This is a genomic window from Ornithinibacillus gellani (assembly GCF_003730295.1).
Classification (GTDB): domain Bacteria; phylum Bacillota; class Bacilli; order Bacillales; family Amphibacillaceae; genus Ornithinibacillus_A; species Ornithinibacillus_A gellani.
Window position 1 is genome coordinate 41,687 of record NZ_QTSZ01000015.1, and the last position, 18,780, is coordinate 60,466.

At 39.7% G+C, this 18,780-nt stretch carries 13 protein-coding genes; all 13 read right to left on the reverse strand.

Annotated elements, in window-relative coordinates; translation table 11 throughout:
• Positions 1-37 precede the first annotated feature (37 nt).
• Positions 38-1,243: a DHHW family protein gene (locus DX933_RS03810; RefSeq protein WP_123315158.1), complete on the reverse strand. Its 1,206-nt coding sequence runs from the start codon at positions 1,241-1,243 to the stop codon at positions 38-40.
• 12 nt (positions 1,244-1,255) lie between these two features.
• A complete protein-coding gene (locus DX933_RS03815) occupies positions 1,256-2,680 on the reverse strand; it encodes an MBOAT family O-acyltransferase (RefSeq protein WP_123315159.1) in 1,425 nt (474 codons plus the stop codon).
• A gap of 53 nt (positions 2,681-2,733) precedes the next feature.
• The gene (locus DX933_RS03820; RefSeq protein ID WP_190279403.1) at positions 2,734-4,515 is read right to left on the reverse strand and encodes a heparinase II/III domain-containing protein; all 1,782 of its coding nucleotides are present in this window, start codon (positions 4,513-4,515) and stop codon (positions 2,734-2,736) included.
• 93 nt (positions 4,516-4,608) lie between these two features.
• On the reverse strand, positions 4,609-7,269 hold the full coding sequence (locus tag DX933_RS03825) for a glycosyltransferase (protein ID WP_123315161.1): 2,661 nt from the start codon (positions 7,267-7,269) through the stop codon (positions 4,609-4,611).
• Positions 7,269-8,222 (reverse strand): class I SAM-dependent methyltransferase, encoded by a 954-nt coding sequence (locus DX933_RS03830; protein ID WP_123315162.1) that lies wholly within the window; start codon positions 8,220-8,222, stop codon positions 7,269-7,271. Before DX933_RS03830 ends, DX933_RS03825 begins: the two co-directional genes overlap by 1 nt.
• 13 nt (positions 8,223-8,235) lie before the next feature.
• Positions 8,236-9,144 (reverse strand): ABC transporter ATP-binding protein, encoded by a 909-nt coding sequence (locus tag DX933_RS03835; protein ID WP_123315163.1) that lies wholly within the window; start codon positions 9,142-9,144, stop codon positions 8,236-8,238.
• 10 nt (positions 9,145-9,154) lie between these two features.
• Positions 9,155-9,970 (reverse strand): ABC transporter permease, encoded by an 816-nt coding sequence (locus DX933_RS03840; protein WP_123315164.1) that lies wholly within the window; start codon positions 9,968-9,970, stop codon positions 9,155-9,157.
• 26 nt (positions 9,971-9,996) lie between these two features.
• Entirely contained in the window at positions 9,997-11,253 is a 1,257-nt protein-coding gene (locus DX933_RS03845; RefSeq protein WP_123315165.1) for a nucleotide sugar dehydrogenase, read from the reverse strand.
• 30 nt (positions 11,254-11,283) lie between these two features.
• Positions 11,284-12,570, reverse strand: a complete 1,287-nt coding sequence (locus DX933_RS03850) for a glycosyltransferase (protein WP_223805864.1) — start codon at positions 12,568-12,570, stop codon at positions 11,284-11,286.
• An 18-nt stretch (positions 12,571-12,588) separates the two neighbouring features.
• On the reverse strand, positions 12,589-13,782 hold the full coding sequence (locus tag DX933_RS03855) for a glycosyltransferase family 4 protein (protein ID WP_123315166.1): 1,194 nt from the start codon (positions 13,780-13,782) through the stop codon (positions 12,589-12,591).
• 253 nt (positions 13,783-14,035) lie between these two features.
• Positions 14,036-16,060 carry a glycosyltransferase family 4 protein gene (locus tag DX933_RS03860; protein ID WP_190279404.1) on the reverse strand — a complete coding sequence of 675 codons (2,025 nt, stop codon included), beginning with the start codon at positions 16,058-16,060 and terminating at the stop codon, positions 14,036-14,038.
• 17 nt (positions 16,061-16,077) lie between these two features.
• Complete coding sequence (locus DX933_RS03865) at positions 16,078-17,880, reverse strand: glycosyltransferase (RefSeq protein WP_190279405.1); 1,803 nt, start codon at positions 17,878-17,880, stop codon at positions 16,078-16,080.
• A 480-nt stretch (positions 17,881-18,360) separates the two neighbouring features.
• A partial coding sequence (locus DX933_RS03870) for an IS1634 family transposase (protein WP_145962262.1) occupies positions 18,361-18,780 on the reverse strand: 420 nt, incomplete at its 5' end.

An 18,780-nucleotide genomic window follows, 5' to 3' on the forward strand; every position in this document is an offset into this window, starting at 1 on the left:
TGCGTTTAGGTTCTAGGTGCTTGATAACTTTCCCAACCTATTTAGGCAATGTATCAAAATGATAGTTAGAACCATAGAGATGTGCACTATTATAAATAACGGCAACCTCATCAAAATCATTTGCTTCTATATATTCTTCAATGGTACGGTCCTGATTGTACCTTGGATCATAAAAGGTTGTCTGATAATAATGTTGTGCAATAAAATAGGCTAACGGATTCGCATAGGAATCTTTAATCACCAATATTTTATTACCAACGTCTTTCTTCGCGGGATTAATGATTTCCAGTTCACGTAAATTGTAGCCAAATATGTCACTATAATTAATAGACGTTTTGGATGTACCAAATTCCCTCGCATAAATCGTTGCCGGATCTACGGATTTACCATCGACAGCTACCTCATAATTTTCAAAGGAACCGTCTGCTGCAACCATAAAGCATAGATTCTCATCATCTGCTTGAACCGTATAATAAATTTGTTTATTATAGCTACCCTCAAATTGCTTCTGTTTAAAGCATTGCTGCTGCACATCCTCTTGTTTTAAAGGCTGCATATTAAAACGAGAATGGGCTTGCAAGGATTTCATGATTTCTTGGTAACCTTCCCAAATCCCATTCATATTCCAATGATGATCTGTTTTAAAATACATGTCCTTGATCTGATCCTCCGAGAAACGGGCCATGAAATCATGGGTAAGATCAAGTGTAACGATCTGTTCCTGATCCAAATGCTCCATGAGATAATCTATACGGTCGATATAGCTGCCAGGCTTAATATAAGCTGGCAATAAAAATTGCATGACACTTACCTTATGTGGAACGGAAAAGTAGTACAAATCCACATCCTTTTTCGCCAGATTCGCTGCAAAAGCATTTAGCTCTTGTGCTGCCTGTGAAAGTCTTTCTTTCGGTATTCCATATTCGGGCTCAGCTAGCATCCAATTATCATCCCCAATATAATAATCATAAATATAGGTTTGATTGGTAAGTCTTTGATAGTCGATATACGCCTTTAACCATCTATTTCTTCCTGGAAATTGGTCCGTGACATAGGAATTAAAATCATCCATAAACGTTCCATTTTTAACGGTGTCCAAGGAGAGTTTTGGTTTCTGTGCCAGTTCACGATTTTCTATTGCCGATACATCCCGATCAGCCGTTATGAACATGTACAGCCCAAATATAAACAGAAAGACAATAAATAATCCTGTTAACAGCGCATTACCCCAACGATTGAGCACGGTCACCCCTCCTTAGAAACGAAAATAAATAAATGGATTATACGTTGAATTCACAAGTAATATCATAGAAAAAACCATAAGCAGCATATAAACGACTGGCATTACCAATGATAGAATTGGAACGATACGTTGTTCATATTGGTTCATTGTTTTCAGCTTTTGGGTGATCCACGGCATGATTGGCAGCGATGCAATGAACCCGATGATGAACAGCAGACCGTAGTCATTTAAATAAATAAATGCTGTACCATCGATTAGGCTATTTCCTGAGAAGCCAAACATGACACGAAGCAGGCTAAATGCATATCCGAAATCATCAGCACGGAAAAACACCCAACCAATCATCACGACAAGAAATGCATACAAATGTCCGACTGGTTTGCCTAATTTTTCGATCCATTTTCCAAGGCCGATGCGCTCCAATACGATAAACACGCCAAAGTAAAAGCCCCAAACGACAAATGTCCAGCTGGCACCATGCCAAAAACCGGTGATTGTCCACACAATAAGCAAATTCAGCAAAGTACGGTAATAGCCCTTTCGGTTCCCGCCCAATGGAATATAGACATAATCCTTAAACCAGGTTGCCAGTGAGATATGCCATCTTCGCCAAAATTCAGCGACAGAACGAGCAATATATGGATAATGAAAGTTTTCAAGAAAATCAAAACCAAACATTTTCCCTAACCCGATAGCCATATCACTATAGCCGGAAAAGTCAAAGTAAATTTGCAAGCCATATGCAGCTACACCAATCCAAACAGATGCAACCGATAATTCAGCAGCTGGTGTCGTATAGACGGCATCAGCTACTTCAGCAAAAGCATTCGCTAAAATTACTTTCTTCGCTAAACCGATGACAAAGCGTTTAATACCTTCTGCAAATTTATCTAAATGAACGGTACGCTTTTTAATTTGTTCTGCAATGGTGTTATAGCGGACAATAGGTCCCGCTACCAGCTGTGGGAAAAGAGATATGTATAATGCAAGCGAAATAATATTGCGCTGTACTTCTGTATCTTTTCGGTACACATCAATAATATAACTCATTGCTTGGAAGGTAAAAAATGAAATTCCAATCGGAAGAGGGATAGGTTCCATCTCAATGGATAGACCAAATAACTGATTCAGGTTATCCACGACAAAACCTGCATACTTGAAATATCCGAGAATAAGTAAGTTACCTATTACAGCTAAGGATAAATACATTTTCCTTAACGGCAGTCGATCCCGGGCATGATTGATTAACAGCCCAAATGTAAAATTCATCGCAATGGAAAAAAGCATGAGAAAAACGTAGGTCGGTTCTCCCCATGCATAAAATATTAAACTAGCAATTAATAGAATTGTGTTTTTCATCCATTTTCCAAACAGGAAATAACAGAGCAGTACAATGGGTAAAAACACGAATAAAAATACAAGGTTACTAAAAACCACCTGCGTCACCTACATGTGTTGAGATTTTTCCAATGGGGATTGCTGATTATTTATTAGACATGTACCTCTAGTCGTTCCCCATTCTCATAGTCTATCGTAAGCTTTTGTTGCTTTCGTTCAAATGACATCGTTTCGATGCTTGGCCCTGCGTCACCAAGTAAAAGTGCGGTAACAAATGCATCATTTTCTGTTGTTTTTTCAAATACGATTTGATTGGTGTCTGTCAGCTCCCCGAATCTTTCGGAAATAACAGCCCGTGGTATGTCACGATTTGCCTTCACACGTTTTCCTTTATCCATCGGTGTAAATTGTCGAATATCCATTTTTCCAGCCTTCGTTTGCCCTATTGCACCTTCTGCTTGAACCGTTTTAGGCTGAACTGCTGGTCCAAGATTAAAAATTTGTTGAATGACAGCGGGATTGTCACTAACTACCTGATCGATAAAAATAACGATATCTGGTTTGATAAATAAAACAGCCCGTGAAAGCTTAACGCCTGTAAATGCATGGTTGATTCCCTTCACTAAATCATATACAGGTGTTGAAATAAATCCTGTTGTTTTAATTTTATCCGCATGAGCAAGCGGCTGATGAACTGGATATCTCTTACCTTTCACAGTCAAAGTCGAATGTGCTGCCGGAGAGACTAAATATTTTCGAATGTCACTATTTCGATCATAATTATATCTACCGGAGTCAGAAAGAATATCTTCTCCTCGCCAGTACAGTGAAACGGATAAATCATCCTGATGTTTATGCGTTTTGCGCTCGTAGCCACAAATGAATGAGAGCCACGTCGCTTTTTCCGGTGTTAATGCCTGGTGCTGAAAAATAGTCACACCAGCTTGCGGGTCATGAAAAGAACCATCCTTTTTCACCAGTTTTGTGAGTGTACCAAATTGGGAATCCCCGATGATTGGTAGTGTTTTATTGGGTTTATATATATAGCTAATGTACGTTTTTGCTTTTGTTAATTTTTCTTTCATATCCTGGCCTAAGGTCAATTCCTCGTGTTCTAAGAAGTTCTCAACCTTCAAATAAATGTTTCGCGTCATCGTATGATAGGCAGGTGAATTTTCTAAATGCACGCCTTGATAGCTAAAGTCACGATAAAATGCATTTTTTATCCGCAGCTTTGCTTTTTCAAACCATTCCGATGCCATTGGATCATCCTTTAGAAAAACAGACAAAACAATCAGCGAACGATCAACCATGATTCCGTGGTTGTTCTCTACATAATGTTTATCATCGGCTAAAAAGCGGCCATGCTTTAGTAGTAGATCGAATATAATCGAATCATCCAACGAGATAACATCTTTTGCAGATAAATAGAAGTACAGGATGTTCAACGTCCGATTCGCTACCGAATGGTCAATCCATTTATACAGATTTTCTTCTTCATCTGTATAAACAAAATACGTCCAATCTAATAAAATTTGGTGGGCCTTGTACAGATATTTTAATTCATTTGTTTCGTGATAAGCATCTGTAAGTGTACTGATGACATTCAAGCAATGCAAATATAATTGATAGGTATTACTGGAATTGGGATGCTGAAAGCGCCAGTTGATTTCCGCTTCAAAAGAAACAATCTCCAAATTATTCATAATGAAAAAATCATTTTTCAAAATACCCTCTGCATTTTCCAAAGTCTTGCCATTAAAGGAAGTCGTTCTAATTAATCGATCGATTGCGATTGGATTGGAAACTTCCTCCAGTGACCCTTTACTTTTTTCAATCAAAGGTTTTAATTGTTTTTGCAGCTGCTTAATTTCTTTTCGAAAACTCGAAGCCTGCTTATATTGACTCATTTTTTTCATCAATTGTTTCACCATCAATCGCTCCTTTTTGTCGGTCCAGCACATGCCAATTGCCGGAAGGCTCCGAGCTTATCCATAGCTGCTGCTTTTGATCGAATCAACAATAAATTATATGGTAACTTTTTCAAGCTGTTTCATTCGATCCTTTATCTCTGCATCAATTTTATTCGGTCTTGCCGATTGATACATCTGATAAATTTCCACTAAAATTGCTTCAGCAGCTGTAGCATCAGCAGGTTCTACTGCATCTAATTTCTTGAAGTACCAATTTTTGAAGTAGTAATTAAATCGCTTGTCCATATAGACGTCCAGCAATTGATTCTCCTCCAAAAATTGAATTCTTGCTTTTTCCATTACCAAATACTTTTGGAATGTTTTTTCCGTAATGTGATTCACGGTGGAACCCTGTACCCCTGCATAATAAATATGGATGATATCGGAAATCACCTTGAACCGATGCGCATGAATAAGCAGCTCATGGAAATACAAGGTATCTTGACCGACAGCACCTTGTACCATGCGCAGGTCATGATTTAGGATAACATCTTTTTTGACCATTAATGCTTGAATACTTTGTGCTTTAAAGTGCGTGGCATCCAAAAATGCCTTTGTATCGATATGATCAAATTCCGTTGTTGCCATATAATAATTAACATCTTTATAATAATTGAATTCATGTTCCGCTGTATCCAGCTTTAACATATTGCCAACGACCATATCATGTGAACCTGCTTCAAGCTCCTGATATAATTTAGCAAACCCATCATTCACTGCTTCATTATCCGGATCAAGAAAGGTGATATAATCTGTTGTTGCCATTTCAATTCCTTTATTTCTTGGTCTGGAGGCACTGCCGCTGCCACCATCATCATAGAAATAGGTGTGAATATTATCGTATTGTCGCTTTAAGCGATCGATGATCAATCGCGTTTCATGATCTGTAGATCCATCATCCACGATGATAATCTCCATATCATCAAACATACTGGAACGTCTTAGACTCAGGAAACACTTCCCATATAAATGCAGCCCATTATTATACGTTGGAATAATAACCGTAAACTTCTTATCTGGTGACGTGTGGTACACCGAAGCTTCTCCAATGTTATATTCCAAGCTGTCCGCACTATAGCCATTTTCCATCGCAATGTCCAGTTCGTCCACTAATAGCTGATCTAGTGCATAGGCATCCAAGGAGAATACGGTTCTATATTTATTATCCATATGAGAAATATAGTTATTTTCAATGCCTGGATGTTTTTCACTTCCATTCCAATAACTATCTTTTGTAACATAATCAGCCGCTGTATACTTAAACGCTTGTATCATGTCTTCTAAATAATACTCCCCGTACGTACTCGCTTCATCAAAAAACGCGACATAATCAAACGTTTGATCTATTCGTATTGCTTCATCTACCGTCAGCAATGTCTTTTCCTGAAAGGATTGACGATCAAACATCTGTTTTATTGCTGCTGTTTTTTCTGCAACGATAACTGCTACAGTGCGCTTCGGTATGGTAACACCGGTCCAGCCAATTTGTTCCAGCATATACGTAATCCGGTGATATGTTGTGTGTTGACGAAGTACTTGTCTTACTCCAAACATCCGTAAACGATATAATTCCTCTTCCGAATATTGCTGTAGAATAGCTTGAATTTCCGACTTATCTGTTGCAAGGAAAATATTAGGAAATAAGTTATTAATTCCGAGGCTGTAATTGGAAATGAGCAAGCTTCCCATCGCCTGAATTTCGTATACCCGATTAGCAAACATCGTCTGACTGTATTTAACAGAATTCAGATTTATAATCCATTCATATAGCTTCAAAAGCGATTGAAGACTTTCATGATCAATGCTTGGTGAAATATAAGATAAATATTCAGAAGGGTAAAAATGCCGATCCAGGTTTAAATGGAAATTGCGGTCAATTATTTTTAACGGTTTCCCAGCATCCAGCACACCATCAAACAGCATACGCGAATCTTTTTGACGATGTGGATATTTTTTATACCAGGAACCTGCAAACATCGCACCCGCTAACTCGCTTTTGGGTTGTACACCTATTGGATTATTGTAGTTTGGATTCACTCCAAATTCCAAAACAAATACGTTATCATGACCACAATCCCGTTGATAATCCGGGACCTTTTCAGCGGCAGTCGTAAATACATAATCACATTTTTTCGCTAAATCAACGAAAAAGTCATAATTGGTTGGGTCTTCCTTGGAATAGAATACAATCTTAACCCCATCATTGCGGAAAAAATCAATGGTTTTTGAAATAGATCTACGGATTTTACCAATATTCGGATTTCCCAGCCCTTTCCAATCTCCGTGGAGCCCTTTCCAGGCACTTGCTACAATCAATACATCGAGCTTGCCAGCCAAATGAGTATAATTATCCCGCTCTACATAATGGAAATTCGCAACATCCTTAAAGGAATTGTATAAGAATTCATCTGCAATAATCCCGATATTGGCATCAATTTTTTGGAAGTAACTGGAGCCATTACTAACTGGTACTTGATCGAGCAGTGGACGTACGTTTTCCAGAAAGCTTTGGTCAGCCATTTCATCCCGCAGCTTTAAGTATTGGGAAACATTACCGTTGAGTGTGTTATCACTATAACGCAATTGGTTCATATTAATGTCCACTTGGATTTGATGGTCATTTAATATTTTTACCTCTTTGCCAATTTCTCCAACGAGTTGGTTTTTCCGTTGCTGTATACGTGCCAACAATTGGTTTAGTTGATTCAAACTCATTATTTATTTCCCCTTTTTCTTCTGCGTAGCTGCCAGTACTTCGTCGTCAGCTTACCGAGCTTTGAGTTTTTAAGGTTGTGATACCTTGTTAATAATCCCTCATACTCCCGATGTAATGCACGATATTTCTTAATGGTTGCCTCATGTTCACTGTATGTATCATACAATTCCTTTTGAAGAAGCACCTTTTCTTTCTTCTCTCGCAAATAATCTTGTTTCACATGATCATTTGCGGACTGCATGCTGTTATTTGCAATCAGTTTTTGTTCCAGTTGAGCTGTAATTTCCTGCTGGATTTCCAAGCGATGTAATAAATCTTTATTAACTTGTGCATACCGCGCTTCCTTATCCATAAAAGCAAGTTCTAATTTCTGCTGCAGATCTGCACTCCATTCCATTCGTTGGTCAAGGCCTCGTTCATAAATAACCCCAATCCAGCCATGAAAGAATTCAAGCTGTGACATGGCAACTTCATCCGTTTGCAGGTCTAACAGCTCCTGCAGGAAAAAGGTCCGTTTGGCAGCTGTTTTTCCAAATGGAATGGCAATAACGATTTTTCCTGTTTCAGAAACTAGCGATGCAGCCTTCGTGAAAAAGGTATCTATATCAGCAACGTGTTCTAATACATGTTGCAGCATAACCGTATCATAGGTGGAATTGAATTCCTTTAAAAAGAAATTGGCTTGTTCAAATGTGACAAATTGCTGGATTTCTTTTTCTTCCGATTTCAGGTGTTGATTTGCAGCTTTGATCTGGTCTGTGTCTGCATCAATACCTAGAACGAATTTCCCTTCTCGACCGAGGTAAATGGACTTTAGGCCATTTCCACAACCAATATCCAGCACGTGATTTCCTGAAATTTGTTGAACCATCCAATTTGCTTGTTCCAGTTTTTCTTCATCTGTCAGCACCTGCTGATGATACATTGGCTTGGCGCCTTTCCCCATTTCCATTTCCTCACATCCTTCAATATCCTAAAACAATTAAAGCTCCGAGCACGAGCAATGGAATAAACATTGCTAGATGACCGAATGCTGTCCATTTATTTTTTTTATCTGCTTGCTTTCGTTTTGTTTTTTCCTGCACTGTATACTGTTTGCGCAGCATATTTTGTTTATATTTCTTTTTCTCTTCTTCCGATAATTGATCAAACCACTCGGTAAACTCCACATAATTTCCAAGTACCCGTTTTTTTGCACCAAAATTTTTTAATCTGCCATAATGCACCCACAACACACGATCACAAAAGGTTTTCATCTGCTTTGCGGAATGGCTGATGAAAAAGATTGTTTTACCCTGCTGTTTAAACTCTTCCATTTTTAAGAGACATTTATTAGCAAATGTGGAATCGCCGACAGATAATGCTTCATCAATGATGAGTATATCTGGATCGGTATGAACAGCAATTGCAAAGCCGAGGCGTGAACGCATACCACTGGAATAGTTTTTTACCGGTTGGTTAATATGTTCACCAATGTCTGCAAAATCAATGATAGACGGCTTGACAGCTTCAATTTCCTCCACTGTTAAGCCGTGCATCATACATTTGAGATCAATATTTTCATATCCATTTAAATTATTGTTCAATCCTGCCGATATAGCAATAAGGGAAGTAACACCGTTGATTGTTACTTCACCAGAGCTGGGTTGAATGACTTGCGCTAATATATTTGAAATGGTTGATTTCCCGGAGCCATTTAAACCGACGATTCCAATTGTTTCACCGTCATTCACTTCAAAGGAAATATCACGCAGTGCCCAAAATTGCTTCGTGCTTTTTTTAGACCGAATAGACAACAAATCAAGGAGCTTGTCAGACTGTTTTGCGTACATATCATAAACTTTGGATACATTTTTAAACTCAACTTTTGCCATGACAATCCTCCTATAAATAGTCTACGAAATCTTTTCGGAATCTAAAGTGCATGCGGGAGCCGAAATATAGCATGATAAATGTAAGTGTCCAAAAGTATAACAAATAAATCGGGTCTTCAAAGAACCAGTCGCCACCAAGAAAGGAGCTGCGAATCCCTTCGATGATGTAATAGAACGGATTTAGCTTCAGAATGTTACCAAGCCAATCTGGCACACGGTCGCCCATTGGATCCCACAGAATCGGTGATAAATATAAAATCATTCGCATCATGGACTGGAGTAAATTTTGATAATCTCGAATCAATGTGGCAATCGTTGAACTCCAGATGGTAAAGGCAAATAAAAACATATACATAGACAATAAATAATATGGTAGCTGCAGCAATTGAACGCTTGGGAAGATACCATATAGCAAGGTAATAATAAATAATACAACCAGTAAGGCGAGAAACTGAAAGCTGTTCCCGACAATCCGTATCGTTGGCAATAAGCTGACCGGAAAATTCATTTTCGATACGAGATTTACTTTTTGATAAATACTATTAGACCCTTGCACCATGGTTGGACTGATGAAGAACCAAGGAATAAGCCCCATCAACAACCAAAGTAAGAACGGGATGTCTCCGTCAATTGGTCTACCACCACGTAAACCAATTCCGAATACGACAAAATATATTCCAACTTGGATAATCGGATTAATAAATTGCCAAATAGATCCCAAATAATGTATTTGGTACATGCCTTTTACTTCAAACTTTGCCATACGGAAAATCAAGTTGTGGTGTTCCCATTGTTCCTTGAATAGTTCCTTCATGTCTTTAAGCATTCTTCATTTGCATCCTTCTCCATCATTTACAGAAAGGCATATAGGTTGCCGTAATTGATATAAGTTAATGTTTCATTGTATTCTTCCACGATATTCTTCGTATCGAATACTTGAGCGGTTCGCATTTTTTCAAAGGAAGCCCCTTTTAAATATTTGAATTGGCTATGGTCACTTAATACCAATACCAAGTCAGCATTTTCCAATGCAGCGTCCAGGTTTTTCTCTACAAAGCTCAGGTTCACATGGGGATCATACGCGACCACATCAAGTGCATCATCTGTGCGCAATTTTTCGTAGATTTCCATCGCTGGACTCTCACGAATATCGTCCACATCCCCTTTATAGGTTAAGCCAAAGACAGTCACCTTTTTGCCGTTATGTTTCGCCAACAGCTTTTTCGTGGATTCCACAACATAATCCGGCATCGCATTATTCGTTTCCCGAGCCAATTGGATTATTGGTGAGTTTTCTGGTGACTTCGCAATAATGAAGTACGGGTCTACTGCCAAGCAATGACCGCCAACACCAGGTCCGGGCGTATGCAGGTTCACGCGTGGATGTTTATTCGCCATCCGAATAACCTCTAACACATTAATGCTGAGATCATTACAAACCTTAGTCAGTTCATTTGCTAAAGCAATATTCACATCACGGAAGGTATTTTCCATTAGCTTCGACATTTCTGCTGTACGGGCATCCGTCTTGATGATTTCACCTTTAACAAACGTTTCATAGACTTCGGCGCCCTTTTCCGTACATTGCGGAGTAACGCCGCCAACGATTCGGTTGTTCTCTACAAGTTCTTGCATGATTTTACCTGGTAATACACGCTCTGGGCAGTGGACCAGATAAATATCCTCGCCAATAATGAAACCTGCTTCCTCTAACTGTGGCTTCACATGATCATCCATGGTACGTGGTGCAATTGTTGATTCAATGATGACCACATTGCCTTTTTCTAAATACGGAATAATGCTATCCGTTGCTTGTTTCACATACGTTAAATCACAGGAGAGGTATTCATCCTGTTTATTCGGAGTTGGTACAGATAAAATGAATACATCTGCTTTTTCCGGTTTGCTGGCAGCGCGGAATTTCTCAACGTATAAAACGGATTCCAATGCATCCTGCAGTCCCGGCTCCTCAATATGAATCGTTCCATGATTTAATTTATCGATTACTTCCTGATTGACGTCGACTCCTACAACATCGACATCATGGCTGGCAAACATAATCGATGTTGGAAGTCCAATATAGCCTAGTCCTATCGTACAAAGTTTCAAAGCTAAACCTTCTTTCCTCTGGTTTTGATGTTAAGATGCATATAATCGATATACATCGAGCAATTTCTCTTGTTCTGTTTCCCAATTATACTTTTTTCGTGCTTTTTTGCAATTTTCCTGGAAGCGTGCACGTTTTTCCGGCTGTTGCAGTAATTCATTAACCCCTTTGGCAATTTCAACTGGGTCATGTGGATCAATAACGACTCCAACCTCGCTTTCCAATACCGCGCGTTTGATTTCCGGGAAATTACAGGCGACGATGGGCACTTCATTCATCATGTACTCAAATAGTTTATTCGAGGAGGCTGACCAATGATTAAAATTAATATTATTCAATACTTGAAAGCCTAAGTAAGCATTTTTCGTATACTTTGGCAAATCACGAACCGGCACTTTTGGGATAAAGCGAATGCCTTTTTCCAAATTCCGTTCCTTAACCATTTGTTCCAGCTCTGGTTTGATTCTTCCATCACCGATAAATACGAGGGTGCCCTCTTGAAAGTGCGGATAGGCTTCAATAAGTTTGTCCAATCCTCTTCCGGCTTGAATACCGCCCTGATACAGGAGGATCTTTTCATCCACTGGCAGTCCGAGCATCCCATGTAAATCCACCTTCTCCTCCACCTGTTGAATCACAAGTGATGGATAGTTATGTAAAACATGTGGATAGAATCCATACAAATCCTCGTTATATTTAGCCCGTGTATCATTTTCCACAATCATACTGTCCATGCGCTTAATGAAGAAGTGCTCGAATCGTTTATACCATGGACTGTCATAGCCTGTTCGACTCGTTTGCACCTCATGAGAATCATAAATGAGCGGTTTTTTACGAAAGCGCCATTTCGAGCTGACATAAGCCTGTGGCATCGTATTTAAGTCATTGGCATGATAAATATCGTAATTGCCACGATGACCCTTCCACATCATTCGTAAAATTAATGCCCCGCGAATCCAGATTACCCGTGCTTTTGTTTTCAATAAAAGCCCTAAAATCAAAGTGAGCGGGATGATCACCCATGGTATAAAATAAGCAAGTACTAACCATATTGCGCCCAGTGGCAGTAATGGCCACTTTCGCCCGACAGCAAATCGATACAGCCTTTGCAGCCATACCAATGTGGTTGGATAGCGTTTCATACGAAAAACACGAAAATGTGGGTTCACTTCTTCAAAGGATGAAATGGTCGAATCTGCTGGATCATCAATACAGATGAGTTCCACATCAAAGCCATTTTCCGATAGAGTCGTACATTCCCGCAGCACGCGCGCGTCATTCGTAAAATGATTCCATACAAACATTCCTACACGTTTCATGCATCTTTACCTCTTCAATTATGATAAAATCCCAACCAGCTTGGAAATATTGCTTTCCCATAGAAATTCATTCGTAATGGTCTTTGTACAATTATCCTCGAGCTTACTTAATAAGGATGGGTTGTTTTTCAGTTCTACTATTTTCTCAATCATGTCATCTACTTCATTGCCTGCAAAAGCATAACCAACACCATTATCCTCAATAATATTGGCTGCGATGCCTTTCACACCTGCAATGATTGGCGTCTTACATGTCATATAATCGACAATCTTCCCGGGTAATACCGTTGAAAAAACTTCATCATCATTTAAAAATGCGAGTGCGACATTGCTATTCTCTATCATTTTTAAGCTTTCCTTCCTCGTGGTCGGATTATGCACATGGATATTCACAAGCTGATGCTCCTTTAAATAAGCAATCAACTCCCCCGTACGCATGCCATATCCGATAATGTCCATACGAATCCCTTTTTCCGACAGGAGCTTTGCAACTTGTTTCAGTCGATCAACATCCTGTGCGAGACCAAGATTTCCTGTATAAACCACACGAAATTCACCTTGATAGGACTTGCGGTAAATAATTTCTTGTTGACGGGGACCATTAGGTAGATAAAGCAGTGAGGTTTGCTTCTTCTTCAGGTTTTCTTTAATATGACTTTCAAAGCCATTACTATTAATAATGATGTGATCTGCTTTTTGGTACATCTTTCTTTCTAAGTAATGGAAAAACTTGATGATCCATTTATTATCAAATGCCTTCACGCCAACCAGGCTATCCGGCCATAAATCTCTAACCTCTAAAATAAGCTTCGATTTCAATATCTTTCGAGCGAAAAGCGCAGAAAAAACGATAAAAATCGGTGGTGTGCTAACAAGTATGTAATCATAGTTTTCCTTCCGCTGCTTCCACAGGGTAATGAAAAATCGATACATGATTTCCAAATAGAAAAAAAGCCTGCTAAAAACATGCTTAGAAAAATGCCTGTTTTTTATGGAGACACGTGTAATATTTTCTGCTTGGTTCATTTCTTCGTCATCCCAAAACAGATTATTCTTGTACATGTTTTTATTGGGATAGGCAGGCTCTGTCGTTAATACATCGACCTGAATGTCATTTTCATTCAATAGCTGATAAATATTTTTCATACGATTTCCTGCACTGCCAATAACGGGATAAAAATTCTGTGTCATGATTAATACTTTCTTCGTCATTTCGTTTCCGCTCCCAAAATTAGCAAATCAATTCATTATCTATACTACCATATTATCTTTTATTACAAAAAATAAGTTTTCTTTACAAAAGAACGTAGAAACATGTCCTTTTGTAAAGAAACGTTAACATTTACCACAGATTAACTGGCTGTAAAACCCCTATTTCAAAAATTTTTGTTCATAACAAGGGTTGTAAGTGGGAATCAACAGCCAGTGTAGGCCTGATTCGTTCAACAACAATCAGTGGGGGAGTCTACTCCTCTGCTTCGGATAAAAGAACTTGATCCAAGGCATGCGCGATTTGGTCTGGCTCATATCTCTTCGCTATTTGCATCCATGCTTCCGCTTCAATGAAAGGACCTTTTTCATGAATGGTCCATATCTTTTCTACCGCTGCATCGACCGTATCAACGATGTGTTCGGCAGGATATATGAGTTCTGCTCCCGGCCAATTAAATAGGATTGGCTGGGCGCCGCTTGCCATCCCTTCCATTGGTGCCAGGTGGAACCCTTCCACATCACTCGTAGAGAGCATATAGCCGATTTGCTGCATCCATTCGGCAACATCTGGTCCGAACGATTCAAATATAACTTGATCCTTCCATGGGGCTTCCTCTATCCGTTCAAATTGCGTTTTATAAAATTGCATTTCTTTCTTTCGGTATTTCATCCAGCTTAATTCCTCTGGTCTTCTCCCTTTTATGTATAGCTTAAAACGCTCATCCCGCTCCCACAGCTTTTCAAATACATCCAGGGCACGATCAAGCCGCTTCAATTGCGGCAGCATACCGAGCAAGCCAAGATGAAATTTACTTTCTTCCGTTTTCGGCAGTATATATTGCTGTGTATCGACCATATTTGGAATGATTTTTACCTTGTGGCGCGGCATACGCTTCAAGCGAATAAATTCCTCCATCACATATGGGCCAACCGCTATAAAAGCATCTACTTTTTGAAAATCAACTTCCTGTAAATAAGCAGTTTCCAATTCCTGACGATGTACACGCACATATAATTTCTGATGTGGCAGTTTATGCTGTGCATAAAACACTGCATTTCCCAGACCCCATTCACAAAAAATAATATCCGCTTGTTTCAATAGCATGTGACTCACTGTTTCATCATGTGCCTCATGCCCACGCCATAAATCAATGAATAACGCACATTTCTGCTGTGCTTGTAGTCTTTCCATATACCAGGAAATAAATTTAAAATCATGCCCAGCAAATAATACCGTTTTCGGCACTGGATTAAACCGCCAGAGTGCTTGCATCAATTCCGGCTCTACTACCGATTGCCGGTAGTTTTTTGCTGCCTGCCAGCAAGCCTTGGCAGTTGTTTCATATATTGTTTTTGATTGAAGGACCGTTTGAAGTTTTTCCTTCATTTTCACTGTCGTACCGGCAAATAGCGGATAATCTCGTCCAAGTAAATCCATATGTTCCTTTGTTCGTTGCAGTACAACGGGTGTGCCATTGATCCCATAGGATAGTAATAATTCTCTTGCCGTTTCCTTACTCGTTCCTGGCAGAATACAGGCAATGTCTGCCCGATATGCATCAGGATTATGCCAATTTAACCCGGCATGCTGCTTCAGTTTTTCAGTTAGTTCGTCTGTATGCCCTTCATGCTTTGCCAACACCCAGCTCACAGCAGGCTCTTCTTTCGTAAAGAAGGTCTGCAGCTCCAGCAGTTGACCAACCGCTCTCGTATGTCCCTCTGGGCAAAAGGCGGAAATTACGAATCGCTCATTTTCCCACACGGGGGGAGCCACATCATCCTTCACATATTCTGTAGAAATAATTGGTTTCCCAGCAGGTGGAAGCATGCCTTGTAATTTTTTACGTACGTGATCATTTGGAACAAATAATAAAGGAAAGGCTGCATATACCTTTCGATAAAACTTTCGCATCCCTAGCTTCACTTCATGTGGTAAGCAGGCTATTGTCTTATGCGCATATTTCTGGCCAACTGCTTGTTCCATCCAAGACCTTCCTGCCATCAGGATGACATGAAAATCATATTGATTATCTAATTCCTGTATGTTTTTGCCAATCATTTCCGTATCCGACGTTCCTGCGTGCTGGTCAGTTGATAGCCAGTATACCCGTTCTGCTTCAAGCTTTATTCGCAGGTCGTTGTTGTGCGCTGCCATCATCCAGATATCAATCCGTGGATTACGGTTCATGATGGTGATGAGTGATTTCGCCCACGCAAAATCAGCTGCTGTCGACCCGCTGGACGTATCCATGGCAAATAATATACGTAATCGTTTCATATCCATGCTCCTTTGGCCTACCCATCGGCTTTTTCCGATTTCCTTTTATCGCTAGCTTCTGTTACTGGATAGCTAGCTAAATCGGATAATGGAATTCCTTTTAGCTCTGAAATTTCATAGATGATTGTAAATGCTTCTGCATTTGTTGTTGTAAACGAACTGGCAGCAGCTGAAATAGCACTTGTGCCATTGATACAGCCAATACGTTTTACCTTCGTACTTTCAATTGCTGCCATAGTATCTGCTATATAGTTCGTGTCATAGGAGTAATCAGATCGCATAATAGCAACGTAATTGCTCTTGACGATATCTTCCAGCTGATAATAGGTCAGCGCATAATCCTTCATATATAAGAGCGTATGCTCCGATTGATTCGCATTCCAATATGCTTCATATCCTAGGAATGGTGTAATCAATAAGACGGCCCGTTTCCGTTCGTAGGTTTGGGCATGGATGATATCGATAGCACGTTGAAAAGCATCTGCTGAATCCACAAAAAACAACATCGTCACATTACGGATGGCCGTTCGATAGCGGATTCCCACTTGATCCAGCAGCTGTTCCATTCGTCGAACTGGCGTATGAGATTGATTCATTTCCCGAATGCCTTTAGCAGTAATCTGCTGACGATCCTCTCTGTCTTGCTGCAGCTTTTTTACTGCATGCACTGCTTCTTCCGTTGTTTGTATTTGATTCACGACCGTGTGAAAGTACCGTTTCCAGCTTCCTTTTGCATTCGTCACAGCTGGGATACCCGCAGCAAGATCATGAAACAATTGCGGATTCCCTAATAGCTCTGACGTAACTGAAAAAATCTGTACACCAGCTATTTTCTCCAGCGCAGCGGTCATTTGATTCGCTTCCTCGGTTTGTTCCACATACACATGAACTTGTTCTTGATCATTTCTTTCTTGAAATAGATCTGGTGCTGCAGTTGGCAACAGGACATCCACGCGACTTTCACCTGCCAATTTCGCCCATTCCTGTCTCTGTTCTGGATTCGCCACTAGAACCTGATCAAAATGCTGCCATTTCACATATTCTTCCATACTGGATGGGAGAGGCGCTGTAATCCAGCAAACCTTGGGAACATCATTTGTTTCGCACCATAGTAATAACTGGTGTAACGATTCTTGGTGATTCCGCGATAAATTTACGAGTTGCTCAGCTTGGATCCAAAGTAAATCCGGCAGCTGTTTTTCACATTGCTCCTGCCAGTCTGTGATGGATAACGGTACTAATTTTGCCGTTTTTTCAAAAGCAGTTGCATAGCTTTTTTCCAGTATCGTGGCAATTTTAATATGTACAGGCAGTGGCACCGTTTTCGGCCGCTCCGGCTTTGCGATTGGGGCAAATGGTGATGTAAATACATCCTCCAGCATTAACTTGCCCTTTCCTTCGAGACGAATGGCAAGTCTGGCATAAACCCCACCGGCTGTACGCTGAATGGTTGTTAATTCATTTAAAAGCAGCTTATGTGTTGTCAGACGCTGACAATCCCGATCATATTGGATGAAATAAATTGATAATTTCATCGTTTTCGTTTTTTGCCCACGAATTCGAATGGTATGATAATCAGAATCACCTAGTACGATTTTCTTCCCCTCTTCGGAAACAAGCGCAAAACCAGTCCCTTTTTCTAAAAAAGTGACATATTTACTCTCTTCATCTATCGATTCTATTTCGAGTTTATTACCTGCAGCTTGTTTCATTTGAATTTGGTTTTTTGGATAAAACCAATTCTTTATACTCCAAAAGCTTGCAGGAATTTCACCGAACGTCGGAAGATTACCGACGTCCGTCTCCAAAAAAGTGGTCATAGCGTACGTCATCCATTCCCTGTTTTTCCGCTATTATAACATATCTACATACCGATGTAGCAGGATTTGGAAATCGATAGAGATTCATAGATTTTAGTAGGTTGAAAGGCCTGTATACGTATCATAAAGATAGATTACAGAATCATTGACGAGTTGCAGATAAGGAATTTGCACTGTGTCTATGCGTCTAAATATGATATAATCTCATGTTTGACAGTTAAAGAGGCTGGGACAAAACATAAATTATCGGTTTAAAAGACGAACAATCACATGAATTAGCTCAGGGAATATACGTAGACTCCTGTGGGAGCAAAGAGCCATATAAGACCCCGCAAGGCGAAGCCTGAGGAGGCTTATTGCTCGCCCACGGAATGCGAAGTATATTCCCTGAGCGGGGTGTCCTACTTATTAAATGTTCGCTTTTTGATTGGATAGAAATAGTATTGTCCCAGCCTCTTTTTTAGTGTGCAAAAGTGAGTACTATTTATGTTTTTTTACCTCTTTTAAAATTTTTTTCATTTTTTTTATGGGTACGATTTCAGTATCTGTTCGGAATCCGAATACATCATGCAATTTATCTGTTAATTCCGTTCTGGTATAAGTAGGAATATATCCCTCATTCGTGGCTTCCAGCACTCTCATTTTCCGTAATGTTTGAATGATTTCAAAACAGGTAGCTGACTCATCAATTTTCTTTTCAATCAGGCGATAGGTCAATAATGATAGAAAGCACACTAAGAAATGTGCCTTGATACGCTCATCTTTTTGAAGGAAAACCGGACGTGTCCGCATTTCGCTTTTCAGAATTCGAAAAGTTTCCTCAATCTCCCAGCGGCGCTGATTGATTTTTACAATTTCCTCCGGGGTACTTTCTAAGTTTGTACATACACCATAGAATCC